Source organism: Stappia sp. ES.058, assembly GCF_900105595.1.
In the GTDB taxonomy this organism is placed as follows: Bacteria; Pseudomonadota; Alphaproteobacteria; order Rhizobiales; family Stappiaceae; genus Stappia.
In genome coordinates, this window is sequence record NZ_LT629784.1 from 4,494,030 (window position 1) to 4,518,740 (window position 24,711).

General features: G+C 64.6%; 23 protein-coding genes. 18 read left to right on the top strand and 5 right to left on the bottom strand.

Annotation, left to right across the window (positions count from 1 at the left end; translation table 11 throughout):
• Positions 1-19: 19 nt before the first annotated feature.
• Complete coding sequence (gene hutH, locus BLU32_RS20960) at positions 20-1,558, bottom strand: histidine ammonia-lyase (RefSeq protein ID WP_093810193.1); 1,539 nt, start codon at positions 1,556-1,558, stop codon at positions 20-22.
• Complete coding sequence (hutI, locus tag BLU32_RS20965; RefSeq protein ID WP_093810195.1) at positions 1,555-2,766, bottom strand: imidazolonepropionase; 1,212 nt, start codon at positions 2,764-2,766, stop codon at positions 1,555-1,557. The genes hutH and hutI overlap by 4 nt, the downstream gene beginning before the upstream one ends.
• 93 nt (positions 2,767-2,859) lie before the next feature.
• Here hutI and BLU32_RS20970 point away from each other — a divergent pair, with 93 nt between their 5' ends.
• The 3 genes from BLU32_RS20970 to BLU32_RS21960 all read left to right on the top strand — a co-directional run bounded on the left by BLU32_RS20970 (position 2,860) and on the right by BLU32_RS21960 (position 6,278).
• Positions 2,860-4,233 carry a formimidoylglutamate deiminase gene (locus BLU32_RS20970; RefSeq protein ID WP_093811426.1) on the top strand — a complete coding sequence of 458 codons (1,374 nt, stop codon included), beginning with the start codon at positions 2,860-2,862 and terminating at the stop codon, positions 4,231-4,233.
• Positions 4,230-4,964, top strand: coding sequence for a UTRA domain-containing protein (locus BLU32_RS20975; protein ID WP_172838603.1), 735 nt, complete (start codon positions 4,230-4,232; stop codon positions 4,962-4,964). The genes BLU32_RS20970 and BLU32_RS20975 overlap by 4 nt, the downstream gene beginning before the upstream one ends.
• Positions 4,965-5,654: 690 nt before the next feature.
• A complete protein-coding gene (locus tag BLU32_RS21960; protein WP_157727768.1) occupies positions 5,655-6,278 on the top strand; it encodes a hypothetical protein in 624 nt (207 codons plus the stop codon).
• 13 nt (positions 6,279-6,291) lie between these two features.
• Here the strand turns inward: BLU32_RS21960 and BLU32_RS21965 are convergent, their stop codons facing one another.
• The gene (locus BLU32_RS21965; RefSeq protein WP_157727769.1) at positions 6,292-7,101 is read right to left on the bottom strand and encodes a hypothetical protein; all 810 of its coding nucleotides are present in this window, start codon (positions 7,099-7,101) and stop codon (positions 6,292-6,294) included.
• 549 nt (positions 7,102-7,650) lie between these two features.
• On the opposite strand from BLU32_RS21965, the gene BLU32_RS20980 reads away from it, so the two are divergent.
• From BLU32_RS20980 to BLU32_RS21015, 8 genes are all read left to right on the top strand, one after another.
• Entirely contained in the window at positions 7,651-8,685 is a 1,035-nt protein-coding gene (locus BLU32_RS20980; protein WP_093811428.1) for a TRAP transporter substrate-binding protein, read from the top strand.
• Between the two features lie 85 nt (positions 8,686-8,770).
• Positions 8,771-10,042: a flavin-dependent oxidoreductase gene (locus BLU32_RS20985; protein ID WP_093810199.1), complete on the top strand. Its 1,272-nt coding sequence runs from the start codon at positions 8,771-8,773 to the stop codon at positions 10,040-10,042.
• Between the two features lie 41 nt (positions 10,043-10,083).
• Entirely contained in the window at positions 10,084-10,521 is a 438-nt protein-coding gene (locus BLU32_RS20990) for a MarR family winged helix-turn-helix transcriptional regulator (protein ID WP_157727770.1), read from the top strand.
• Between the two features lie 276 nt (positions 10,522-10,797).
• Positions 10,798-11,307 carry a hypothetical protein gene (locus BLU32_RS20995; protein ID WP_157727771.1) on the top strand — a complete coding sequence of 170 codons (510 nt, stop codon included), beginning with the start codon at positions 10,798-10,800 and terminating at the stop codon, positions 11,305-11,307.
• 56 nt (positions 11,308-11,363) lie between these two features.
• Complete coding sequence (locus BLU32_RS21000) at positions 11,364-12,626, top strand: imelysin family protein (protein WP_093811430.1); 1,263 nt, start codon at positions 11,364-11,366, stop codon at positions 12,624-12,626.
• A 95-nt stretch (positions 12,627-12,721) separates the two neighbouring features.
• Positions 12,722-14,245 (top strand): di-heme oxidoredictase family protein, encoded by a 1,524-nt coding sequence (locus tag BLU32_RS21005; protein ID WP_093810205.1) that lies wholly within the window; start codon positions 12,722-12,724, stop codon positions 14,243-14,245.
• 79 nt (positions 14,246-14,324) lie between these two features.
• Positions 14,325-15,449: an imelysin family protein gene (locus BLU32_RS21010; RefSeq protein WP_093810207.1), complete on the top strand. Its 1,125-nt coding sequence runs from the start codon at positions 14,325-14,327 to the stop codon at positions 15,447-15,449.
• 52 nt (positions 15,450-15,501) lie between these two features.
• The gene (locus tag BLU32_RS21015; RefSeq protein ID WP_208976940.1) at positions 15,502-16,569 is read left to right on the top strand and encodes a DUF1513 domain-containing protein; all 1,068 of its coding nucleotides are present in this window, start codon (positions 15,502-15,504) and stop codon (positions 16,567-16,569) included.
• 5 nt (positions 16,570-16,574) lie between these two features.
• On the opposite strand, the gene BLU32_RS21020 is transcribed toward BLU32_RS21015, so the two are convergent.
• Together BLU32_RS21020 and BLU32_RS21025 are read right to left on the bottom strand one after the other, a co-directional pair.
• The gene (locus tag BLU32_RS21020; protein ID WP_093810211.1) at positions 16,575-17,099 is read right to left on the bottom strand and encodes a glycine cleavage system protein R; all 525 of its coding nucleotides are present in this window, start codon (positions 17,097-17,099) and stop codon (positions 16,575-16,577) included.
• A gap of 105 nt (positions 17,100-17,204) precedes the next feature.
• Positions 17,205-17,723: a cupin domain-containing protein gene (locus BLU32_RS21025; protein WP_093810213.1), complete on the bottom strand. Its 519-nt coding sequence runs from the start codon at positions 17,721-17,723 to the stop codon at positions 17,205-17,207.
• A 405-nt stretch (positions 17,724-18,128) separates the two neighbouring features.
• Between BLU32_RS21025 and BLU32_RS21030 the strand changes: the two genes are divergently transcribed.
• From BLU32_RS21030 to cobM, 7 genes are read left to right on the top strand one after another with little or no spacing between them, the layout of a single operon-like run.
• On the top strand, positions 18,129-18,374 hold the full coding sequence (locus BLU32_RS21030; RefSeq protein WP_093810215.1) for a DUF6732 family protein: 246 nt from the start codon (positions 18,129-18,131) through the stop codon (positions 18,372-18,374).
• Positions 18,371-19,495 carry a sirohydrochlorin chelatase gene (locus BLU32_RS21035; protein ID WP_244501758.1) on the top strand — a complete coding sequence of 375 codons (1,125 nt, stop codon included), beginning with the start codon at positions 18,371-18,373 and terminating at the stop codon, positions 19,493-19,495. Before BLU32_RS21030 ends, BLU32_RS21035 begins: the two co-directional genes overlap by 4 nt.
• Positions 19,492-20,154 (top strand): precorrin-8X methylmutase, encoded by a 663-nt coding sequence (locus tag BLU32_RS21040; protein WP_093810217.1) that lies wholly within the window; start codon positions 19,492-19,494, stop codon positions 20,152-20,154. The genes BLU32_RS21035 and BLU32_RS21040 overlap by 4 nt, the downstream gene beginning before the upstream one ends.
• A gap of 47 nt (positions 20,155-20,201) precedes the next feature.
• Positions 20,202-21,389 carry a precorrin-6y C5,15-methyltransferase (decarboxylating) subunit CbiE gene (cbiE, locus tag BLU32_RS21045; protein WP_172838640.1) on the top strand — a complete coding sequence of 396 codons (1,188 nt, stop codon included), beginning with the start codon at positions 20,202-20,204 and terminating at the stop codon, positions 21,387-21,389.
• On the top strand, positions 21,386-22,144 hold the full coding sequence (cobI, locus tag BLU32_RS21050) for a precorrin-2 C(20)-methyltransferase (protein ID WP_256371425.1): 759 nt from the start codon (positions 21,386-21,388) through the stop codon (positions 22,142-22,144). The genes cbiE and cobI overlap by 4 nt, the downstream gene beginning before the upstream one ends.
• Entirely contained in the window at positions 22,114-23,934 is a 1,821-nt protein-coding gene (gene cobJ / locus BLU32_RS21055; RefSeq protein WP_093810219.1) for a precorrin-3B C(17)-methyltransferase, read from the top strand. The genes cobI and cobJ overlap by 31 nt, the downstream gene beginning before the upstream one ends.
• A complete protein-coding gene (gene cobM / locus BLU32_RS21060) occupies positions 23,931-24,704 on the top strand; it encodes a precorrin-4 C(11)-methyltransferase (protein ID WP_093810221.1) in 774 nt (257 codons plus the stop codon). Before cobJ ends, cobM begins: the two co-directional genes overlap by 4 nt.
• The last annotated feature ends 7 nt before the right edge of the window (positions 24,705-24,711 follow it).

Here is a 24,711-nt window from a genome sequence, read left to right on the forward strand (position 1 = left end):
TGTCGTCTCCTGATGGATCTCACAGGCGCGGCAGCATGGCGTCTGGCGTCGCGGCTTTCGCCGCACGGACCAGCCTGTCGCCGGCGACCAGGGTCTCCGCGAGCGCGAGATCTCCGGCCATGTAGCGGTCGTCGGTCAGGCTCGGCACGGCGCTGCGGATTTCCCGGATGGCGCCGGCAAGGGCGGGGCTGGTTGCAAGCGGGGCGCGGAACTCCACGCCCTGTGCCGCCGTCAGGGCCTCGATGCCGATGATGCGGGCGAGATTGTCGGTCATGTCGAGCAGCCGGCGCGCGCCGTGGCAGGCCATCGACACGTGGTCTTCCTGGTTGGCCGAGGTCGGGGTGGAATCAACACTTGCCGGCATTGCCCGCTGCTTGTTTTCCGACATGAGCGCGGCGGCCGTGACTTCCGCGATCATCAGCCCGGAGTTCAGTCCCGGGGTCGGCGTCAGGAAGGCCGGCAAGCCGAAGGACAGCGCCGGATCGACCAGCAACGCGATGCGGCGCTGGGCGATGGCGCCGATTTCGCATACGGCGATGGCGATCTGGTCGGCGGCGAAGGCCACCGGCTCGGCGTGGAAATTGCCGCCGGAAATCACCGAACCGTCGGAGAGCACCAGCGGATTGTCGGTCACCGCATTGGCTTCGCGGCGCAGCGTTTCGCCGGCCTGGCGCAGCAGGTCGAGACAGGCGCCGGCGACCTGCGGCTGGCAGCGGATGCAATAGGGGTCCTGGACGCGCTCGTCGCCGCTGCGGTGGCTTTCGCGGATTTCCGAGCCGTCCATAAGCGCGCGCAGAGCCGTCGCCGCCTCGATCTGACCGGGCTGGCCGCGCAGCTGGTGGATCTCGTTGCGGAAGGGGGCGGCGGAGCCCATCGCGGCATCGGTCGACAGCGCACCCGTGACGAGGCTCGCGGCCGCCGCGCGCCAGGCCTTGAAGAGACCGGCGAGTGCCAGCGCAGTCGACACCTGGGTGCCGTTGATCAGGCCGAGGCCTTCCTTGGGACCGAGCACGACCGGGGACAACCCGGCCTTCGCGAGTGCTTCGCCGCCCGGCAGGCGCTCGCCGCCGACGAAAGCCTCGCCCTCGCCGATCATCACGGCGGCCAGATGGGCGAGCGGCGCCAGATCGCCGGATGCGCCGACCGATCCCTGACCCGGAATGACCGGAATGACGTCGTTTTGCAGCATGGCGTCGAGCAGCGACAGCGTTTCCCAGCGCACGCCGGAAGCGCCCGCGCCGAGCGACAGGAGTTTCGTTGCCATCACCAGACGCACGACGTCGGCGGAAAGCTCCGCGCCGACGCCGCAGCAATGCGACAGGATCAGGTTGCGCTGGAGGGTGGCGACGTCGCCGGGCGCGATGCGCACGCTGGCGAGCTTGCCGAAGCCGGTGTTGACCCCGTAGACGGGCTCGTCGCCGGCCGCAACCTCGGCGATGCGGGCCGCGCTCGCCTCGACCGCAGTCTGGACGGACGCATCCAGCTTCGCCGGTGCGCCGCGATAGATCGCCTCGAGTTCGGCGAGCGTTGCCTTGCCGGGGGTCAGAACATGCGTCATGCCGCGCCTTGCTTGATACGGGAGTGAAGGGGATTGAAGCCGATGCGATAGGTCAGTTCCGCCGGTGTCTCGACGTTCCAGACCGCGAGATCGGCGACCTTGCCGGCCTCCAGCGTGCCGAGGTCATGGGCAAGCCCAAGCGCCTGTGCCGCTTCGCGGGTGATCCCGGCGAGCGCTTCTTCCGGGGTGAGGCGAAACAGCGTCGCGCCCATGTTCAGCGCGAGCAGCAGCGAGCTCATCGGCGAGGAACCGGGGTTGCAGTCGGTCGCCAGCGCGATCGGAACGCCAGCCGCGCGCAGGGCGTCGACCGGCGGAAGCTGCTTTTCGCGCAAGGTGTAGAAGGCGCCGGGCAGGAGCACGGCAACCGTGCCGGTCTGCGCCATGGCGGCAATGCCATCCTGCGAGAGATACTCCAGATGGTCGGCGGAGAGCGCGCCGTGGTCGGCGGCAAGCTTCGCCCCGCCGAGATCGGAGAGCTGTTCGGCATGCAGCTTGACCGGCAGCCCGAGGGCTTTGGCGCGCTCGAATACACGTGCGATCTGCGCCGGCGAAAACGCGATGCCCTCGCAAAACCCGTCGACGGCATCGACCAGGCCCTCGGCATGGGCTGCGTCAAGACCGGGCAGAACCACCTCGTCGATATAGGCGTCGGCGCGGTCCTTGTACTCCGGGGGCACCGCATGGGCGGCGAGATAGGAGGTCACGACGCGCACGTCGCGCTCGCGGCCCAGCCGTCGGGCGGCGCGCAGCATCTTCAATTCGTCGTCGACGCTCAGCCCGTAGCCCGACTTCACCTCGACAGTGGTCGCGCCTTCCGAAATCAGCGCATCGAGGAAGCGCAACGCGCCCGCGACGAGGTCGTCCTCGCTCGCCGCCCGTGTGGCGGTCACCGTGGAGACGATGCCGCCGCCGGCCCTTGCGATCTCCTCGTAGCTCGCGCCCTCAAGTCGCAGCTCGAACTCGCGGGCGCGGTTGCCGCCATGAACGATGTGGGTGTGGCAGTCGATCAGGCCCGGTGTCACGAGGCGTCCACCAAGGGACTCCGTCGGCCATCCGGAAAACTCGCTCGGAAGGTCGGCGCGCGGACCGGTGTAGGCGAAGCGCCCGTCTTTCGAGATCGCGAGCGCGCCGTCCTCGATCAGGCCGTAGGGCGTGCCACCGGGCACCATCGTCGCCAGGCGCGCCTGCTGCAGAACCGTTCCGGACATGCGCCCTCCCTTGTGTGATCCGTCTGAATATGTATTGAATTAATTACGATATGTATGCACATAATTGTCAATTACAAAAATGAGGCGGATCTGATGCGGATTTGGGCGGCGGCGGCTTTGCTGGAAAACGGATGGCAGCGCGATGTCTGTCTAGATATCTCGTCCGAAGGCAGGATCGCGCGGGTTCAAAGCGGCGTGGAGCGGTCGGTGGCATCCGCCAATCAAACCCGGGACCTTGTGCTTCCGGCGCCTGGAAATCTCCATTCCCACGCGTTCCAGCGCGCCATGGCCGGTCTGAGCGAGCGGCGCGGCGCGGGCGCTCACGACACCTTTTGGACCTGGCGCGACATCATGTACCGCTTCCTGTCGGGCTTTACGCCGGAAGAGGTCGAGGCGGTCGCCGCCTTCGTGCAGATGGAGATGCTGGAAGCCGGCTATGCCTCGTCCGCCGAGTTCCACTATGTGCACAACCAGGTCGACGGCACGCCCTATGACGACCGGTCGGAACTTTCACAACGCGTCGCCAGTGCCGCGGAGATCTCCGGCATCGGCCTGACCTTGCTCCCGGTCTATTATGCCGTCGGCGGTCTCGACGGCCGCGATCTGGTCGGCGGTCAGCGTCGCTTCGGCTCCGATCTCGACAGCTTCTCGCGCATTCTTGAAGGCGCGGAAGCCGCCGTCGCACGCATGCCGGAGGACGCGCGCACCGGCGTCGCGCCGCACTCGCTGCGCGCCGTTCCGCGCGATGCGCTTGCCCGTCTCGTTTCCTTGCGACCCGATGCGCCGCTGCATATGCATATCGCCGAGCAGACCGGCGAGATCGACGAGGTCGAGGCGGCCTACGGGCGCCGTCCCGTCGACTGGCTCTTCTCCGAGCATTCCGTCGACGCGCGCTGGTGCCTGATCCACTGCACCCATCTGACCGAGGCCGAACGCCGGTCGATCGCCACAAGCGGCGCGGTCGCGGGGCTCTGCCCGATCACCGAATCGAGCCTCGGCGACGGGATCTTCGACGGGGCGCACTACCTCGCCGACGGCGGCACGCTCGGCATCGGATCGGATTCCAACATCCGTATCGCGCTTTCGGAAGAGTTGCGCACGCTGGAATATTCCCAGCGCCTGCGCGACCGTCACCGCGCGATCCTTGCGACCCCCGATACCTCCTGCGGCCGGCGCCTGTTCGATGCCGCCTGCGCCGGTGGGGCCCGCGCGCTTGGCCGTGACGCCGGCGCGATTGCGGCCGGAAACTGGGCGGACCTGCTTGCGCTCGATGCGGCGTCGGTGCATCTGGAAGGGCTTGAGGGCGATACGCTTCTCGACGCCTGGATCTTTGCCGGCGACGACCGGCTTGTCACCGACGTCTGGTCGGCCGGGCGGCATGTGGTGAAGGCGGGACGTCATGTGCGCCGCGACGAGATCGAGGCCCGCTATCGCCGGGCGATGAACGCCCTGAGGGAGTGTCTTTGACCGCAGCAGCACCCAAATCGCCCGAGGCGTCCGGCGCCCGCGCGCTGACCTCCTTTCGCACGATCAAGACCGAGATCCTGCGCCGGATCCGCGACCGCGTCTGGCAGCCGGGCGAGTTGATCCCGGGTGAGGAGGATCTCGCGCGCGAGTTCGGCTGCGCCCGGGTCACCGTCAACCGGGCGCTGCGCGAACTGGCCCAGATCGGCATCGTGGAGCGCAAGCGCCGCGCCGGCACGCGTATCGCCGAGCACCCCTTGCGCGAGGCGCGGCTGGAAATCCCGGTCGTGCGCGTCGAGGTCGAGGCGCTGGGCGCGCAGTACCGCTTTTCCGTGTTGAGCCGTGAGACGCTGGCCGCGCCCGAGGCGATGCGCGCACGGCTCGATCTCGCCGGCGACGTGCGGATGCTGCATCTGCGCTGCCTGCATTTCGCCGACAATCGTCCGTGGCAGTTCGAGGACCGCTGGATCAATCTCGCGGCGGTTCCCGATGTCGGGGATGAGAGCTTCGACACGATGAGCCCGAACGAATGGCTGGTGAAGAACGCGCCGTTCTCGGAGATGGAAATCGCGCTCAGCGCCACGGCTGCGACAGTGGTGGAGGCGGATCTTCTCGGCATCGCCAGGGGCGACCCGCTGTTCGTCTTCGAGCGCACCACCTGGCTGCTCGACCAGCCCCTCACCCACGTGCGCATGCTGCACCGGCCCGATTACCGCATGGTCTCGCGGTTCTGAGGAGCGCAGAGACGTCGCGCGCGCAGCCCTGAGGCGAAAGCAGCCTTGCCGGCTTGATCCTGACGGTGGCTCTGATCATACTTCACTACGCTACAAACCACTCGGCAATAAAGCCACTTGAGAGGTGCTTTCCTGTCCGGTTGGTTTGCGACCGAAATGTGATCACCTGTATTTTTCATATCCTTACTGTTGGCTGCCGCATGATAATCTCCGTGCTGGGCGCACTATCTTTGCCAAAGCACTTCCTCGCGGACAATGTCTACGGTTTCGATACGCTTACGGGGCTGACTCATGCGCAACCAGATTGGGATTTTCATTTCGTCGCGTCAATCGAGGTTAATCTGCCTCTTTGGCGGCACTGCATACAGACGATGAGACGAGGTCGAACACGTGCTTGCAAAATTCAAAGCCCGATGGGTCATAGTCACCCGCTCCGCCTAATGAGCGCCAAATATTTTTTTATCTCAACATTTTATGTTATCATAATATTTATCTATTTTAACTCTAGCCTGTTCGTGAATCTAAATGTTGAGCAGACGTCAGTTTATCTTGGGATCTAGCCTTAGTCTTGTTCTACCCGCTAGCGGTTGCGTGTTACTGCTTTTTCGTCTGATGCTGGGGCGTTCGCTAGCTCGAGGACTTGTCGGTGGCGCACGGGCGGCATTGGGCGGAAGCAGGGGTGGTAGCGGCGTGATGCGTGTGGCTGCTATAGGGCGGGGTACGGCAACGACGACGAATCTTGCAATTATGCGAGGCGCTCGTTTCTCCTCCAGACCGGTCAATGGACGTGTCATTGATTCTTCGGGTAGCACATTGGTTACGTCGACGACGGTCAGAACCGGTACCACTATCAATTCACGCAGTGGCGGTATCGTATCGCGCTCCTACCGCGAAACAGATGAATTGCAGGTACACACAGATCGTTTCGGAAATGAGATTGGTCGTTCCTACCGGGATACGGAAAGACGGACGAGCCATTTCGGCCCGCATGCTCGCCGCCGTTTTGGATTCGATGAAATTACTCGTGGCGGCAATATTATCCGACATTTCAACAACGCGCGGCGAGCAGAGGAATATCTGGGGCAGACGACTATCGAGAGCAATGATGGGTCCGAATTTGTCGCTTCCGCAGATCGCGATCTTGCAGGCAGCCTAGCCGATATTTCCAACTATCGCGGCTGCCCGGAAGCGGACCGCCTTGAGGATGTGATCGAGCGTTTGGATAAACTGTGTCGAAGCGGAGAGAGCGTGCAATGCGGCCGAATTTCGCGGCTCAACATCCGGTTCATGGAAGCACTTAGGAAATGTCGATAATGGTGCTCGCCCCTCATTCAAAGCGGTATAGGATTTGTTCTCGTATTTGCCGGCTTGCCGCACCGCAATTGACCCGTCGTGAATTCGACAGAGGGCGGCAACGGCTGCCCATTTGACTATAAAATGCGATCGATCGCTGTCGAGTGTTGTGATCAAAGGCCAAAATGGTTGCCTCAACGCTGAGTAATCCAGTATTTTTGATGAAAACTTCCTCAATTTTTAAGGAAAAGAATGCATCGCCGCGTTCGACTACTGTACCGCCCAGGCCGCGAATATAACGAATAGACCGTGCTCGATAAGAGATTGGTACATCCAATTTAAACAATTTTGGCTTGAACTCGAAGCCCATGCTGTCCAATTCGTTACGAACGAACGTAACATTGCTTTCGAACTCCGGTGGCATGCTGCTTACACCACCGGGCCTCACGGCCAGGGTTGGCTGATTAGGTTGAGTCTTCATGGCGGCCGACCGAAGCAAAATCTGTAGTTCCGATGTGGTCAGCTGCCCTGTTTGGGGCCTATCAATGCTGGCTTGGAATTGGCGGATCGCGGTTCGACTGGCCTTGGTTGGTTGATCGTACGAGAGTCCTTCATAGAAGCCAATTATTCGTAAAGCGTCATGTATATCGAACCATGTAATCTGCTGTGGCTGCCGATTTGAACTGGTGTTATTTTCAAGTTCTTGAATTAATTGATTTCCGATAATTCCGAAGATCCCGCGCAGTATGTCTTCATTGGAATGAGCTTGCATCGGGACCAGAAAAAACATCATCGCCGTGACCGCTATTATGTGCCTTGTCATAATGCCCTGCACCGTCTTCAAGCGTATGTCCACTCAAAAAAGCCAATTATATTTGATCTATTAATGTACCACAACTAATTATAGGTCTGATTGAAAAATGCTCTCTTTCGCCTTGGGTGTGCTGCAGACCCAAAACGTGACTGTTGCTCTGTTTCTGGTTCCATATTTTGGGAATTTGGTTGTCGCAAACCTGCTACTGTTCGTGGATTTTGCAAGTAGTTCTTTCTCCCGAGAGATCTGAAATCTGAATTTTGATTGTTGATACCTCAACAGAAATTCCAGTAATTTCTGATATAGATGTCATCCTGATCTGATCAACAAGCACAGGCCGCCAAGTATTTTATCTTTGATCTTGGGGGGTATGCATTGACGAAGAGATGTCCATTTTCAATGGAGAGAGCTGCGGGGCGCCGCGTCCCCTGAGACTTGATCTGCTCATGCGTCGGCGGCATACTCGTTTACATCATAAACGATCAGCCCTCGGCTTGACCTTCCGGTCGGTTCGTGCGGCTGTATCGATCCGATCCGGAGAGCGTTCCGGACGCTATCGTGTTCTGGGAGGATCCGCGCATGAACCGCTTGAAATCCGTTGCCCTTGCCGCTGCCGCCTTGTGTGTCGGCATCGCGCCCGCGCTTGCCCAGGAGGTGACGCTGCGCGTGCATCACTTCCTGCCGGCGCCCGCGCCGGTGCCGAAGAACTTCATCACGCCCTGGGCGGAAAAGGTGATGGAGGAGTCCGACGGGCGCATCAAGGTCGAGGTCTATCCGTCGATGCAGCTTGGCGGCGGCCCGCCGGCGCTGTTCGATCAGGCACGCGACGGCGTGGTCGACATCGTCTGGACGCTTCCCGGCTACACGCCTGGCCGCTTCCCCGGCACCGAGGCCTTCGAGCTTCCCTTCATGCCGGCCAAGGCGGAAGCCACCAGCCAGGCGTTCTGGGACTTTTATGAGAAGTACCTCACCGAGGAATTCAAGGACGTGCATCCGATCGCGCTGCATGTGCACGGTCCGGGCCTCCTGCACGTCAAGGGCGACGGCGTGGCGAAGCTAGAGGACATGAAGGGCCTGAAGCTGCGCGGTCCGACGCGCCAGACCAATGCGTTGCTCAAGGCGCTTGGCGCGACGCCGGTCGGCATGCCGGTTCCGGCCATGCCCGAGGCGCTCTCCAAGGGCGTGATCGACGGCACCGTCGTGCCGTGGGAAGTGACCACGCCGCTCAAGGTCGCGGAACTCGTTGGCAGCCACACCGACTTCGAGGGGTCGCGCGGGCTTTACACCGCGACCTTCGTCTTCGCGATGAACAAGGCGAAATACGACAGCCTGCCGGATGATCTGAAGGCGGTGATCGACGCCAACAGCGGCCGCGAGATGTCCAAATGGGTCGGCCGCGTGATGGACGAGGGCGATGCGCCGGGGATCGTTGCGGCGGAAAAGGCCGGCAACATCATTCGCAAGCTGCCTGAGGACGAGGTTGCTCGCTGGAAGGCGGCAGCCGACCCCGTTGTCGAGGCCTGGGTCGCCGAGGTGACGGAAAAGGGCTACGACGGCGCGGCGATGGTGGAAGACGCCAAGGCGATGATCTCGAAATACGCCGACGCCAACTGAGCCCGACCGATCCGCGCCATGACACACGGGCGGTGCATCCGCCCGTGTGCATCATTGGCGGATTTGAGACGAGAGCCTTGCGAACATGACCGTATTGATCGCGGGCGCCGGTGTCGCCGGCCTGACGCTCGCCCTGTCCCTCCATCAGCTCGGCATTCCCGTTCGCGTGTTCGAAAGCGTGCGCGAGATCCGGCCGCTCGGTGTCGGCATCAACCTCCAGCCGCATGCGGTGCGCGAGCTCGATGAGCTGGGCCTGCTCGACCGGCTCGACGCCATCGGTCTGCGCACCCGCAAGGTTGCCTATTTCTCCACCCACGGCCAGCCGGTCTGGGCGGAGCCGCGCGGAAAGACGGCCGGCTACGCCTGGCCGCAATTCTCGATCCATCGCGGCAAGCTGCAGATGATGCTGTTTGACACTGTGCGCGAACGGCTCGGCCCCGACGCCGTGCGCTGCGGTGCCGCCGTGGCGGCCTGGCGCGATGCGGGCGAGGGCGTCGAGATCGATCTCGTCGACCGCACGAGCGGTGAGGGGCTCGGCAGCGTGTCCGGATCCGTGTTCATCGCAGCCGACGGCATTCATTCCTCCGCCCGCGCGACGCTTTATCCCGACGAGGGTCTGCCGGTCTGGGGCGGCATCGTCATGTGGCGCGGCATCACCCGGGGGCCGCGGTTTCTCGGGGGGCGGACGATGGCGATGGCCGGCTGCAAGCCGCGCAAATTCGTCTGCTATCCGATCGAGGACATTGCGCTCGATGACGGCACCGAGGGCTCGCTGATCAACTGGATCGCTGACCTGCGTCTGCCGTCGGACTACCTGTGGCGACGCGAGGACTGGAACCGTCCGGGCGACAGGGCGGACTTCCTGCCGAAATTCGAAAACTGGCATTTCGATTGGCTCGATGTTCCAGCCGTCATTCGCGCTGCCTCGGAGATTTTCGAGTATCCGATGGTCGACCGCGATCCTCTGCCGCGCTGGACCCATGGCGCGATGACGCTGATGGGAGACGCCGCGCATCCGATGTATCCGATCGGCTCAAACGGCGCGAGCCAGGCCATCCTCGACGCGCGCGTCCTGACCCGTGAGTTTCTGACCCATGGCCCGGGCCCGGCAGCGCTGGCTGCCTATGAGGCGGAGCGCCGCGAGGCGACGGCGAAGATCGTTCTCGCCAATCGCGCCGATGGACCGGACCGGATCCTCGATATCGTCGCGGAGCGCGCGCCGGAGGGGTTCGATCGCATCGACGACGTGCTGACGCGCGAGGAGCGGGTCGAGGCCGCCGCCGGTTACAAACAGGTCGCGGGCTTCAGCGTCGAGGCGCTCAATGCACGCCCCCCGATCGTTCCGGCGCCGGGATGAGCCGCGCCGGGCCTGATTTCGGTGAACCATCGGGCACAGACGTGTCCGCATCCCTGGACCGGGGCTGTCTCGATGATCTCGTAGGTCATCTCCTGCGGCATGCCTTTCTGCGCGGGCATCAGGTCTTCGCCGGCGTTTTCGAAGGCGACGGCCTCACGCCGCTGCAGTTCATGGTTCTGGAACTGGTCGACAGGAATCCCGGTTTGACCCACCGCGAGGTCGCCGGGGCCATGTCCTGTGCGCCGTCGGTGCTGACCACCGCGCTCAAGCCGCTGGTCGCGTCCGGAGTGCTGTTGCGCGGGGCCGTTGCGGCGGACGGACGACGGGCGGCCTATCGGTTGTCGGACGGCGGGCGGGACCGGTTCCGCAAGCTGCGACCGAAGATTTCCAGGGCGGAATCTCTGCTGCTCGCAGACCTCGACGATGCTGAACAGGCGGTCCTGCGGGCAATGCTTCGTCGCATTGCAACTCGCGTTTGAGGTCCCGGCCGCTCAAAGCGCAATGCAGCTTCCCGTCTTGTTGCCGCACCGCGCGCGAGCGCCCCGACATCGTTTTACGGCTGGCCTGGCGAGGCCTGTCGAGGGCCTTGTCGCGAATAGGTGAATATAATGGTGAACTTTAGAATAATTCTAAACCATTGATTTTGTTAATTTATAAACTTGACTCCTTGAGTAAGGTAATTGTATTTCCGGACATGGCCACTGAGGGCCACCCTTTGATGACGGGACCTTGACCCTCGTTGATTGGAGGCCGGAATGACTGACACGACACCTTTCCACGCAGGTGTGCCTTGCGTGAATGGCGAAGCGGAACGCCTCGTTGTCGAGGGGCTGCGTCGCTGGATCGCAGGCTATCAGACCGGCAGCATCGCCTGCTGGGAACTGGCATGGAATCTCTATGCCGAAAAGCTTGGCGTGGAGCGCGCGCGGCCCGTGATGACGGGAATCGGCTGTTACGCGCGGGCGCTCAACGGCTTTGCCAAATGCGGCTTTTGCCTGCTCCCTTACGACTGCAAGCGCCGTTGTCCGCATGAGGCCCTGGCGGTCGGTGTTGTGGCGGCGTGGCAGTGCGGCGACCGGGAGGCGGCCAGCGGTATTGTCGAGGAACTCGTCGTTGGGGCCGGATTGCCGGCAACCCTCGAGGCGGCGGCGCATCTTGCCGACAATCTGCGCCGTGTCGACCTGACCTTGTCGAGCGGTCTCTTGCGACCGTCGGTCTCATCGCTTCCGTCTTGCACGCATTCACCGGTGGCGACCCGTCATTGACCCCGACCATCGCCGGGCGGATATCGCCGGGCGGTCAACCAAAGGATTACAATTCGATGAAGACAACTGTTCTCATGGTCGCGCTCGCCGGCCTTGCGCTATCGGGCGCGGCGCGCGCCGAGACGGCGGAGCCGGTGCTTGACACCTATTCCGACATCGCGGCCGCCGCCTACAAGGATGCCCTGGCAAGTGCCCGGACCCTTTCGGGCAAGATCGACGCGCTGGTTGCGTCACCGTCCGACGAAACGCTTGCTCAGGCCCGTGAAGCCTGGGTCGCGGCTCGCCGGCCCTATCAGCAGACCGAGGTGTATCGCTTCGGGAATTCGCTCGTCGATGCCTGGGAAGGCAAGGTCAACGCATGGCCGCTGGACGAGGGTCTGATCGACTATGTCGATGCGGGCTACGGCAATGATTCGCCTGAAAATGCCTTCTACACCGCGAATGTGATCGCCAACCCGGTGCTTGAACTCGGCGGACGCAAGATCGATGCGTCGAAGATCACGCCCGCGCTTCTGGCGGAAGAACTGCAGGAGGCTGGCGGCATCGAGGCCAATGTCGCGACCGGCTATCACGCCATCGAGTTTCTCCTGTGGGGTCAGGACGTCAACGGAACCGGGGCCGGCGCCGGTACCCGTCCGGCGACCGATTTCGATCCCGAAAATTGCACCGGCGGGAATTGCGACCGTCGTGCGGCCTATCTCAAGGCCGCGACCGATCTTCTCATCAGCGACCTGGCCGAAATGTCAAATGCGTGGACAGAGGGTGGCGCGGCCCGTGCCGATCTCGCCGCCAAGGGCAGCGAAGGCGGTCTTGCCACGATCCTCACCGGTATGGGCTCGCTGAGCTACGGCGAACTGGCGGGCGAACGCATCAAGCTCGGCCTGATGCTGCATGACCCGGAGGAAGAGCACGATTGCTTTTCCGACAACACCCATATGTCGCATCTGGACGACGTGATCGGCATCCGCAATGTCTGGTTCGGGACGTACAAGGGATTTGAGACCGGATCGGTCGACGGCACGTCGCTGCGCTCCTATGTGGCCGAGCGCCACCCGGCTCTTGCGGAGGAGATGACGATGAAGCTGGACGCCACCCTTGCAGCGTTCGAGGCGATGCGTGCGCGTGCCGAAACCGTCGAGGCTTATGACCAGATGATCGGTGAAAGCAACGCGGAGGGCAACGCCGTTGTCCAGGCCGGGGTCGATGCGTTGGTTGCCCAGACCCGCACGATCGAGAAGATTGTCGTCGCGCTTGATCTGGGCTCGGTCGCCTTCGAGGGTTCCGACAGCCTCGACAATCCTGGCGCCGTCTTCCAGTAAGGATCAACCCAGGCGGCGGGCGCTGGACGGAGCGCCCGCCGTACGCATGTATCCGCCACACGGCTCGGGAGGGGTGTGGCACAAGGTGTAGTGTGATGACCAAATCGACAGTTTGGGCGGTTGCCGGTCTTGTTCTGGCTGCCGCCTTGCCGGCGTTTGCAGGCGATGAGACCTCCTTGCCGCATCGTGACGATCTCTCGCTTCAGGACAGGGCACGTGTGGCGCGTGTGGTTGCGCCGTCTGCGGATCCTGGGGCGCTGGACCCTTATGAAGAAATGCCCGGTGGCGCGACGACTTCACACAAGCGTTTGAATGCAAACGCTTTTTCCTTTCCATCGGCCAATCTTTCGTTTTCCGGGCAGCGCGATTTCGCGCTCGGAAACGGGCTTTTCGAGAAATTCTGGGTATCGTCGCCGGCCTCGACCCGTGCCTCCGACGGATTGGGCCCGCTTTACAATGCACGCTCTTGCCAGGGCTGTCATTTGAAGGACGGTCGCGGATATCCGCCGAAGAAGGGCGAGGACGCTGTCGCATTGTTTCTGCGGCTCTCGGTCCCGCCAAAAACCGAGCGGCAACGCACACGGCTAGCCAGCGGGGCGGATCTCGTCGTGCCCGAGCCGATGTACGGCACCCAGTTTCAGACCTTTGCCGTTCCGGGCCTTTCGGCGGAAGGCCGACTTGCCATCGACTATGCTGAAAAGGCCGTGAAGCTTGATGATGGCACCACGGTGATGCTCCAGGTGCCGACCTACGAGATGACCGATCTGGGCTATGGGGAGATGCAATCCGACGTGATGGTCTCGCCCCGCGTTGCGCCGCCGATGATTGGCCTGGGGCTTCTCGAGGCCATCCATCCCGGCGACATTGTCGCGCTGGCCGATCCGGACGATGCGGATGGCGATGGCATTTCGGGCCGGCCAAGCTGGCTTGGCGAGACACCGGACGGTGACCGGGCCCTCGGACGGTTCGGCTGGAAGGCGTCGGCGCCAACGGTTCGCGCGCAATCCGCTGGCGCCTTTGCGGGTGACATCGGCATTTCCTCGCCGGACGCGCCGCGCCCGCATGGGGACTGCACCACGCGCCAGACAGCCTGTCTGGACATGCCGACCGGCGAGCAGGCGGACCTCGGGGAAAGCGAAGCCCCCGACCCGGTGCTGGAGTTGGTCGATTTCTACGCCAGAAACCTCGCGGTGCCGGCGCGGCGAAATGCTCGCGATCCCGAGGTTCTGGCCGGAAAGGCGCTGTTTTCCGATCTGGGTTGTACCGGATGTCATAATCCGAAATTCGTTACTTCGCGCGCGGCTGCGCAGCCGGAGCACCGGTTCCAGTTGATCTGGCCTTATACGGATCTGTTGTTGCACGACATGGGCGAGGGGCTTGCCGATCACCGGCCTGCCGGAACCGCGACGGGGCGAGAATGGCGCACGCCGCCGCTGTGGGGGGTCGGCCTCACCGAGATGGTGGGCGGGCGCGAAGCCTATCTTCATGACGGGCGTGCCCGTACGCTTGAAGAGGCGATCCTTTGGCATGACGGAGAGGGAAAATCCGCCCGCGACGGATATGCCGCACTGGTGAAGAAAGACCGGGAGCGCTTGCTGCGTTTTCTGGGGTCGCTGTGATCAACGGCAACGTGAATGGCGACGCGGTCCCGACCTTGCTCCGGGCCGATCGCTGCGACATTGGGAAAGGGTCCCGACGATGAGAGCCTTGCGATTGTCCGGCATTGCCGGACTCATTGCCCTTGTGGCGGCTTCCGTGCCACCACGGATCGCGCTTGCCGATGAAAGCGAAAAGAACCCGCAGACGAACGCGTATTCATCTCTGGTTCCGGCTCTCGTGAGCGATTATGCGGTGCCGGCGGCACGCGACCTGGAAGCACGGCTTGTGACGCTTGACGAGCGCATTGGCGATCTTTGCGCGGAGGCGGCCGACGATGATGCCGGTCGCGCGTTCGACGCTGCGTTTGGCGCGGCGGTGACGGCCCATGGCCGGCTTTTCGTGGTGCGCTTCGGCGCCCTGGCGGAAGACACGCGGCTGGAGCGGCTTGCTTTTGTGCCAGACCGGCGCGGTGTGGTGCGGCGCCAGGTGACCCGGTTGATGGCCGACCCGGACGCGTCGGCGACCGATCCGGTGTCCCTGCGAGACAAGAGCGTGGCGCTTCAGGGTCTTTCCGCGCTCGAATGGATCGCCTACGGCGCCGACGGCACCGTGGCGCTTGGCGACCGGGATCCGGAAAGGGCATTTCGGTGTGCCTACGCCCGCGCGCTCGGTGCGCGCCTCGTCCTGCTCGCGGATGAGATCGTGGAAGCCTTTCGCGCGCCGAGCGGACAGACGGCCCTGTTGCTGAGCCCGGGACCCGGAAATCCGCTGGCGGCCGATGCTTCAGCGGCGGCCGGATTTGCGTTTCACCAGATTGTCACAAGCTTGTCGTTGCTGTCCGATCAGGTGCTTGCCCCGGTCTTGGAAGAGGGGCCGCCCGCCGCTCGGGCCACGCGCGCGCCCTTTTCGCGGTCGCACCATGCGCTTTTGCATCTGCGGGCATCGCTGCGCGGGATCGAGGCGGCGCTGCGCACTGCGGGCTTCGCCGGGATGGACGCGGATGCGGCCTGGATCGGCGACACGCTTGCGTTCGAAACGAAGAATGCGGTCACCGCGCTGGCGAGCCCGCCGGACAACCTGGCCGCCGTGCTGGCCGATCCCGAACAGCGCGCGAAACTCGCATATGTTGCGCTCGTTCTTGACGGTTTGAAACAGACGCTCGGTGGCGAACTGGCCGGCCACCTCGGCTTCCAGGGAGGCTTCAATGCCCTCGATGGAGATTGACCGGAGGCAGTTTTTTCTGGGGATTGGCGGGGGCGCTCTCGCATGCCTTGCAATGGCTGAAGCGCACGCAGCCGGAATCGAAGACGGCGAACCCTTGTTCGCCTCTGCAAGGCGTGAGGCGGACGGGTCGTATTCCGTTGCCGTCGTCGGTATCGACGGGCTTGACCGCATGGTCATCCCGTTGCCGGGACGCGGCCACGACGTGACGGTTTGTCGGACAACCGGCCGGTGTCTCTCCTTCGCGCGGCGGCCCGGCACCTTCGCGGTGCTGTTCGATCCCTTGGGCAAAACGCCACCGTCCGCCTTCGCCGCCGTGCCGGGACGGCATTTTTACGGTCATGGCGCCTTTTCCCCCGACGGGCGTCTCGCCTATGCGACGGAAAACGACTATGCGGCCATGCGCGGGGTCATCGGCGTTTACGACGTCTCGGGAGACATGCCGCGCCGGATCGGGGAATTCGACAGCGGCGGTATCGGACCGCACGACATCCTGCCGATGCCGGACGGACGCACGCTGGTGGTGGCCAACGGCGGCATCGCCACGCACCCGGATACGGGCCGGGACAAGCTCAATCTCGACGACATGCGGCCGAACATCGCGATGATCGACAGCACGACCGGCGGACTTGTGGGAATGGTGGAAGGCGACACCGGCCTGAGCCGGCTTTCGCTTCGTCATATGGATGTCGGCGCGGATTCGCGCGTCTGGATCGGCGGCCAGTTTCAGGGCGTGGCGAGCGAGCATCCCCCGTTGATGGCCTCGCTCGATCCGGCCGAGGGGCGCCTGCGCATGCACGACGTGCCGGACAAGTTGCGGCCCAAGCTTGAGAACTACATTGGTTCGGTGACCCTCAATCGCGACGGCAGCATTGTGGCGGCGTCCTGTCCACGCGGGGGCCGCGTGCTCTATTTCTCCGCGCGCGACGGCGCGTTCGTCGCAAGTCAGGCGCGAAATGATGCCTGCGGTCTTGCGCCCCTCGACGCCCGGTCGTTCCTGGTGTCCGACGGCGGAGGCGCGCTTCTGGAGAGCGCCAGCCCCGATCGTCCGCCGCTGTTGGCTGCGGCGCGCGCCGGTCTTGCCTGGGACAACCATCTGGTCGCGCTGCCATTGGCAGCGTGATCGCGTCAGCCGATATCGGTAAAATCGATCTCGGCCATCAGGTCTCCGGCGAGCTCTTCCAGCGCGTGCGATAGCGACTGCGGCGTAACGTCCACGGGCAGAACGACGTCGAGTTCGGCGCGGAACATGCGCTCGCCGCTCATCGAGCCGGCATAGACTTCGGTCGACAGGTTGGTGATGCTCACGCGATGATCGGCCAGCGATGCCGACAGCGCCTGTACGATGCCGGCATGGTCCTGGCACATCACGTTGATACGCGCGGCCTGCCCATGCGATTCGCGATCCGTCTCGCCACGCTTGACGGTGATGTGCAGACCGCTCTCGGCGAGCCCCGAGAGTGCGCTTTCAAGGGCTGCGATCTGTGTCTTCGGCGCCTCCACCCGCACGATTCCGGCGAACTCGCCCGCCAGACGGGCCATGGAGCTCTCGATCCAGTTTCCCTCATGGGCGGCAATCGCTTCCGCGATCCGGCGCACCAGACCGGGACGGTCGTCTGCAATGACGGTCAGAACGAGTGAAATCGTGGACATGGCGCGTCTCCCCTTTCGTTTTGCGGGAAGACTAGAGCATCGGACGCAAGAGTGGGAACCGGTTTTCGGATCCGCGCGATGCGCCGCGATGACGGGCGTGCCCTGTCACGAGGCCTTGCGGCGGATCGGGGCGTTCCTTGCGCCGAATGCGACGGTGTAGAGCTTGTCGGCGATTGTCGAGAGCTTGTTCAGCACCTTGAGCGGCACGCGGGCGAGGCTCGGCACGACCCTGTGGCAGAAGGCGACTTTCCGCACATAGGTCGGCACATGCCACTCGAACCATGTATATGCCGGGAAGTAGGCCGTATCGCCGGCGCTCAGGTCGCGCGTCTCGCCGTCGGGGCCGGTCACGGTGACGCTTCCTTCGAGGATGAAAACCGCCTCGTCGCAACCGAAATACCAGTTGAAGCGTCCCGCAGTGCAGTCCCACATGGCCATCGTCGCTCCCGCATCGGTGCCTTCTGCGATCTGGGCAACGCGCGCCTGCGGAGCGCCTTCCAGGATCCAGTCGGGATCGATCGGCGCTTGCGAAAGCTCAAGTGCGTCCAGGCGCGCGTGGGTGAGGCCGGTCGCCGTGCGTGCGGTGCTTGGCAGCAGTGGAGATTGCCCTTTGCCGGTCAACATGTGAGGCGAATTCCTTGTCCAGTGGGTCAGCCTATGCACGTTAGACGGGAAGTGGTGAAGATCCGGTTTCCGTTGTCCCGACAATTGTACGCATCGGACGGACGGGTGCCACACCGCGTCGTATTTCGGGCTTGATGGCCGCGCGCCCCTCAACTAGCGTGCGCGGCCTGGGAACACTTCCCTTCGACGGCGTCCCGAAAGGGGCTGAAAACGAGTCCGGTGGCGGCCGACCCAAGTCGGGGGCCCAGTCCGGGGCTGTCCGACCGGTGACCAGGCCCGCGTGTGACGCGCGGCCGGATTTGCGGCCGGCCGATCGGTTTCCAGTCTCCCGGATCAGCACCGTTGCAGGGACATGCCACACTTCACCCGTGCGTTTCGCAAGGGTCGATGAGGGAGCCTATCGAGATGAAACGCATATTTGCCCCAGCGGGTGTTCTGGCACAGCTTGTCGCCGGCACGAGTGCGGCGCAGGCTCATGGCGGACATATCGGCGAAGTCGCCGGTCATGCCCATTGGATCGGGATTGCGGCTGTGGCGGCAGCTGCCACCCTTGCCGCAGGCGTGGCGCTGGCGGGCCGCAAGCGGCGGTCCAAAGCAACGGTCGACGGTGACGAAACAGCGGAGACGGCTCCGAACGAGGGTGCGGCATGATGGCGGATGCATTGATGGACCCGACACAAAACGGCGAGAAACTCGGCCTGATGATCTGCGGCCATGGCAGCCGCAATCGCGGAGCGGTGCAGGAGTTCGCGCGGCTCGCGGAAGGCTTGCGCACCCGCTTTCCCGGCTGGCCGGTGGAATACGGCTACCTCGAGTTTGCCAATCCGGTGATCAAGGACGGGCTGGACAAGCTGTGCGATCAGGGCTGCACGCGTATCCTCGCGGTGCCGGGCATGCTGTTTGCGGCCGGTCATGCCAAGAATGACATCCCCTCCGTTCTCAACACCTATCAGGCGCAGAACCCGGGCGTGACCATCGACTACGGACGCGAGCTGGCCGTTGATCCGCGGATGATCCGCGCGGCCGCTGCGCGCATCCAGGAAGCGCTCGACGCCAGCGACAGCGATGTTCCGCTGCATGAAACGCTGCTGATGGTGGTCGGACGCGGCGCCTCCGATCCGGACGCCAACTCTAACGTCGCCAAGATCACCCGCATGCTGTGGGAAGGTTTCGGCTTCGGCTGGGCGGAGACCTGCTATTCCGGCGTCACCTTCCCGCTCGTGGAGCCCGGGCTGGAGCATGCCGCCAGGCTCGGTTACCGCCGCATCGTCGTCTTTCCGTATTTCCTGTTCTCCGGCGTCCTGGTGTCGCGTATCTACAACCGCACGGACGAGGTTGCCGAACGCCATCCGGAGATCGAGTTTCTCAAGGCCGGCTATCTGAACGACCATCCGCAGGTGATCGACACGATGGCGGATCGGGTGCGCGAGATCCTGCAGGGCTCCAACCTGATGAACTGCCAGATGTGCAAGTACCGGGAGCAGGTGCTCGGCTTCGAGGAGGACATCGGCCGTGCGCAGGAAAGCCATCATCATCACGTCGAGGGTCTGGGGGCGGAAGCCGAATGCCAGCTTTGCGACGTGACCTGCACCGGCGCCTGCGAGGCCCAGCCGCGGGAGCACCACCACCATCATCATCACGGTGACGGACACGACCATCCTCACGGGCACGGGCACGGGCACGGGCATGATCATTCCCACGATCACCATCACCCGGTCTATCCGCATGCGGATCACCCGCTGGGGCCGAAGTCGATGAGGCCCAAGGGGTGAGCAGGACGCCCGCCGGCGGCTATGATTACGAACGCGATCCGGCGGCGATCTATCGCCGGTCCTTTGCCATCGTGCGCGCCGAAGCCGATCTCGATGCCGTGCCGACGGATCTCCATCCGGCGGCCATCCGCATCATCCACGCCTGCGGTATGCCGGAGGTGGCCGCCGATCTCGCCTGGAGCGATGGGGTCGCGCAGGCGGTCGCGCACGCGCTTGCGAACGGCGCGCCGGTCTTCGCCGATGTTCGCATGGTCACGGAAGGCATCATCGCCAGCCGCTTGCCGGCGGACAATGAGGTGATCTGCACCCTCAACGATCCACGCGTGCCGGAGCTGGCGGGCAGGCTTGCGACGACCCGCTCGGCGGCTGCCGTGGAGTTGTGGCGCGAGCGGCTCGACGGCGCGGTCGTGGTGATCGGCAATGCGCCGACGGCGCTGTTTCATCTGCTGGAACGGCTCGCCGACTGGGACGTCCGCCCGGCCGCAGTCCTCGGCTTCCCGGTCGGTTTCGTCGGTGCGGCGGAATCGAAGGACGCGCTTGCCGACAATCCCTTTGACGTTCCCTATTTGGTTCTGCGCGGTCGGCGCGGCGGGTCGGCGATTGCGGCAGCCGCGCTCAACGCACTGGCCGGCGGCGTGCCGGAGGAGGCCGCACCGTGAGCGAGATTGCCGACCCTGTCGTGGATGGCCAAGCCGCCCCGTGGCTGATGCTGATCGGCCTGGGCGAGGACGGCTGGGACGGTCTGTCGCAGCTTGCGCGCGGAGCCCTGCGCGATTCGCCAAGGGTTTTTGGCGGTGCGCGCCATGCGAAACTCCTCGTCGCCCACGGCATTGAAGTCACGCTCTGGCCGTCTCCCTTTCACGAAGGGCTTGAGGCGCTGCTTTCGGCGCGCGGCACACCGACGGTGGTGCTGGCGAGCGGCAATCCGATGTGGTTCGGCATCGGATCAACGCTTGCCCGCCGTCTGTCACCGTCCGAGATGACGATCCTGCCGGGGCATTCCTCCCTGTCGCTTGCCGCGTCCCGTCTTTGCTGGCCGCTGCAGGACGTCGAGATCGTGTCGCTGCACGGCCGGTCGCTCGATTCTTTGCGCGCGCGGCTCTATCCCGGTGCGCGGCTGCTGTGCCTGACCTCCGACGGCGCGGCGGTTCACGCGATTGCCGATCTCCTCGCCGACGAGGGCTATGGCGCAAGCCGGCTGACGGTTCTCGAACATCTCGGCGGTTCGCGCGAACGTGTCGTTGCCGGCACGGCGGAAGGCTGGGACGAAGCGGTCGCCGATCTCAATGTACTGGCCATCGAGGCCGAGGCTGTGCGCGATACACCTTTGCGCGCCTGCGTGCCGGGTCTGCCGGACGACGCCTTTCGTCACGACGGCAAGATCACCAAGCGCGAGGTGCGTGCCGTCACGCTCGCCCGTCTGGCACCGGTCCCCGGCGCGCGTCTGTGGGATATCGGCGCGGGGTCCGGCGCGGTTTCCATCGAGTGGCTGCGCGCCGCGCGCGGCACCTCGGCCATCGCGCTGGAACCCGATGACGGGCGTCGCGCCGTGGCGCTGGCCAATGCAGCTGCCCTCGGCACGCCGCAGCTTGATCTGCGCAACGCCTCCGCGCCGGAGGGACTGGACGGGCTGGAACGTCCCGATGCCGTCTTTCTGGGAGGCGGCCTTACCGCGCCGGGGATCGTCGATGCCGTCTTCGAAGCGTTGACGCCCGGCGGTCGGCTCGTTGCAAATGCCGTCACGCTGGAAAGCGAGGCCGTGCTTCTCGCCGCCCACGCGCGACTGGGCGGGGAGCTCACGCGCATCGCCATTTCCCGAGCAAGTCCGGTTGGCGGGCTGACCGGCTGGCGCCCGTTGATGCCCGTGACGCAGTGGAGCCTGGTGAAACCGTGAGCGATCTACACGCCCCCGCATCGAATCGTCTCGGCGGAACGTTTTACGGCGTCGGGCTTGGGCCCGGCGATCCGGAGCTGATGACACTGAAGGCGCACCGGCTGATCTCCAATGCGCGGATCATTGCCTATCCGGCGCCCGATGATGGCGAGAGTTTCGCCCGCTCAATCGCAGCAGACGCGATCCGGCCCGACGCCCGCGAGATCCCGATTGTTGTGCCGATGCGGGTGGACCGCTTCCCGGCCCGGGCCGTCTATGACAAGGCGGCGGAGAAGATCGGCGCGGCTCTCGACGACGGCCACGACGTGGTAACCCTGTGCGAGGGAGACCCCTTCTTCTACGGCTCCTTCATGTATCTGTTCGAGCGGCTGTCTCCGCGCTTTGCCTGCGAGATCGTGCCGGGCGTGACCTCGCTGACCGCCTGTGCCGCGCGGCTCGGACGTCCGCTCACCGCGCGCAACGATGTGCTCACCGTGATCCCCGGGCCGCTGCCGGACGACGAGATCCGTCCGCGCATCGAGGCGGCTGGAGCAGTCGCGATCATGAAGGTCGGACGCCACCTCGACCGTCTCACGCGGTTGCTCGACGAGATGGGGCTTTTATCCTTTTCCGGCTACGCGGAACGCGCAACGCTTGCAAACGAGCAGGTCATGCCGCTTGCAAGCGTTCAGGCCGCCACCGCCCCGTATTTTTCCATGATCCTGATTTACAAGGGAGATGAAGCGTGGATGCTTCCGCCGCAATCCTCGTCCTGACGCCGGCCGCCGAGGCGACCGCGCGCCGGGTGGCGGCCGCGTTGCCGGGCGCAACGCTGCACGGCCTTGCCCACCGGGTGCCGGGCCTCGATGCGTCCTTCGCCGAAACGCTCAACCATATCCGCTCGCTCTATCAGGCGGGGACGCCGATCATCGGCGTTTGCGCCTCCGGGATCCTGATCCGTGCGCTGGCGGCGGTGATCTCCGACAAGCGGCTCGAGCCTCCGGTGCTTGCCGTCTCCGAGGATGGCGCAAGCGTGATCCCGCTGCTTGGCGGGCACCGTGGAGCCAACTCGCTGGCGCGGCAGATCGCCGAGGCGCTCGATGGGCATGCAGGCGTGACGACCGCAGGCGATACCGCGCTCGGGATTGCACTGGATTCCCCGCCCGCCGGATGGTGGCTCGCCAATCCCGAACACGCCAAGGGCTTCATGGCGGAACTTCTGGCGGGTGCGCCGGTGCGCATCGAGGGCAATGCGGAGTGGATCGCCCGCTCGCGGCTCGCGGTCTCCGACAAGGCCGATCTGACGATTTGCCTGACCGAGGAACGCCGCACATCAGACGACAAGACGCTGGTCTATCACCCCCGTCGTCTCGCGGTCGGCGTTGGCTGCGCACGCGGCTGCCCGGCGGATGAGCTTTCCGCGCTCGTGCGCGAGACGCTGGAGGCCGAGGGCCTGGCGGAAGGGGCCGTGGCATGCATTGCAACCCTCGATCTCAAGGCCGACGAGCCGGCGATGAACGCGCTGGCCGACGCGCTCAAGGTGCCCTTGCGCGTCTTCGACGCCGAAACGCTGGAGGCAGAGATGCCGCGCCTTGAGAACCCGTCGGAGGTCGTCTTCGCCGAGGTCGGTTGCCACGGGGTCAGCGAGGGGGCCGCCCTTGCCGCCGTCGGGCCGCAAGGCTCCCTTCGCGTCGCCAAACGCAAGACCGCGAACGCGACGGTGGCGGTTGCCCTGTCGCTGGCGCCGTTGAAACCCTCCGAGGTCGGCCGTGAGCGCGGCCGGCTGTCGGTGATCGGCATCGGTCCGGGGCGTGACGACTGGCGCACACCGCAGGCCTCGCGCCTTCTGGCGGAGGCCGACGAGATCGTCGGCTATTCGCTCTATCTCGACCTTGTCGCCCCCCTCATTCAGGGCAAGCCGCGCCATGCCTTTCCGCTCGGCGCGGAGGAGGAGCGCGTGCGTTTCGCGCTGGAACGGGCCGGCGAGGGGCGGTCGGTCGCGCTGGTGTCGTCGGGTGACGCCGGCATCTACGCCATGGGCGCGCTGGTGTTCGAACTGCTCGACAGGCCGCAAGCCGACGGCGGGGTTTCGGATGCCGCGCGCCGTATCGAGGTGACCAACGCGCCGGGAATCTCCGCGCTTCAGGCGGTCTCCGCGCTGATCGGCGCGCCGCTCGGCCATGACTTCTGCACCATTTCGCTCTCCGATCTCCTGACTCCCTGGGAGGCGATCGAACAGCGCCTCAAGGCTGCGGCGATGGGCGATTTCGTCATCGCCTTCTACAATCCTGTCTCCAAGCGCCGCCGCACCCAGCTTGCTGCAGCCCGTGAGATCCTGCTGGCGCACAGGCCTGCCGATACGCCCGTCGTGCTTGGCTTCAATCTGGGCCGCGAAGGCGAGACCGTGCGCGTCACCACGCTTGCAGCGCTCACCGTCGACGAGGTCGACATGCTGACCACCGTGCTTGTCGGTTCCTCGGCATCGCGTGCGGTCATGACCGGTGCCGGCAAACCCTTCGTCTACACGCCGCGCGGCTACGCCAAGCGCATCGAGGAAAAGCTATGACCGTCCATTTCATCGGCGCGGGTCCGGGCGACCCGGATCTCATTACTGTGCGCGGCCTTCGCCTTATCCAGAACTGCCCGGTCTGTCTCTATGCCGGCTCGCTGGTGCCCGAAGCGGTTGTCGAGGCAGCGCCTAAGGGCGCGCGCGTGATCGACACGGCGCCGATGACGCTCGACGAGATCATGGCGGAAATCGAGGCGGCCCATGCGCGGGGCGAGGATGTCGCCCGCGTGCATTCCGGCGATCCGTCGCTTTATGGCGCGATCGCCGAACAGATCCGGCGCCTGCGCGCGAAGGACATTCCCTTCGACGTCACGCCGGGCGTGCCGGCCTTCGCGGCGGCCGCCGCAGCGCTCGGGCAGGAACTCACCGTTCCCGAAATTGCCCAGACGGTGATCCTGACCCGCACGGCGATGAAATCCTCAGCCATGCCCGAAGGCGAGGATCTGGAAACGCTCGGTCGCTCGGGCGCAACGCTTGCGATCCATCTGTCGATCCGAAATCTGCGCGAGATCGAACGCCAGCTCAGCCCGCTCTACGGGGCGGACTGCCCGGTTGTGGTGGCCTATCGCGTCGGCTGGCCGGACCAGGCCTTCATTCACGGAACGCTCACCGACATTCGCGACAAGGTGCGCGAGGCCAAGCTCACCCGCACGGCGCTGATCTTCGTCGGGCGCGCGCTCGAACCCGCCGCAGACTTCCGCGACAGCGCGCTCTATGACGCAGACCACGTCCATGTGCTGCGTCCGAAACGAAAGGCAAAGAGCTGAATTTTCA

Coding starts and splice junctions, on each gene's coding strand:
- BLU32_RS21025 (WP_093810213.1), bottom strand. CDS start 17,723: ATGTTGACCGGCAAAGGGCAATCTCCACTGCTGCCAAGCACCGCACGC.
- cobM (WP_093810221.1), top strand. CDS start 23,931: ATGACCGTCCATTTCATCGGCGCGGGTCCGGGCGACCCGGATCTCATT.
- hutH (WP_093810193.1), bottom strand. CDS start 1,558: ATGACGCATGTTCTGACCCCCGGCAAGGCAACGCTCGCCGAACTCGAG.
- BLU32_RS20980 (WP_093811428.1), top strand. CDS start 7,651: ATGAACCGCTTGAAATCCGTTGCCCTTGCCGCTGCCGCCTTGTGTGTC.
- BLU32_RS20970 (WP_093811426.1), top strand. CDS start 2,860: ATGCGGATTTGGGCGGCGGCGGCTTTGCTGGAAAACGGATGGCAGCGC.
- BLU32_RS20985 (WP_093810199.1), top strand. CDS start 8,771: ATGACCGTATTGATCGCGGGCGCCGGTGTCGCCGGCCTGACGCTCGCC.
- cbiE (WP_172838640.1), top strand. CDS start 20,202: ATGCTGATCGGCCTGGGCGAGGACGGCTGGGACGGTCTGTCGCAGCTT.
- hutI (WP_093810195.1), bottom strand. CDS start 2,766: ATGTCCGGAACGGTTCTGCAGCAGGCGCGCCTGGCGACGATGGTGCCC.
- BLU32_RS20995 (WP_157727771.1), top strand. CDS start 10,798: ATGACTGACACGACACCTTTCCACGCAGGTGTGCCTTGCGTGAATGGC.
- BLU32_RS21005 (WP_093810205.1), top strand. CDS start 12,722: ATGACCAAATCGACAGTTTGGGCGGTTGCCGGTCTTGTTCTGGCTGCC.
- BLU32_RS21030 (WP_093810215.1), top strand. CDS start 18,129: ATGAAACGCATATTTGCCCCAGCGGGTGTTCTGGCACAGCTTGTCGCC.
- BLU32_RS21000 (WP_093811430.1), top strand. CDS start 11,364: ATGAAGACAACTGTTCTCATGGTCGCGCTCGCCGGCCTTGCGCTATCG.
- BLU32_RS21015 (WP_208976940.1), top strand. CDS start 15,502: ATGGCTGAAGCGCACGCAGCCGGAATCGAAGACGGCGAACCCTTGTTC.
- BLU32_RS21020 (WP_093810211.1), bottom strand. CDS start 17,099: ATGTCCACGATTTCACTCGTTCTGACCGTCATTGCAGACGACCGTCCC.
- BLU32_RS21035 (WP_244501758.1), top strand. CDS start 18,371: ATGATGGCGGATGCATTGATGGACCCGACACAAAACGGCGAGAAACTC.
- BLU32_RS21010 (WP_093810207.1), top strand. CDS start 14,325: ATGAGAGCCTTGCGATTGTCCGGCATTGCCGGACTCATTGCCCTTGTG.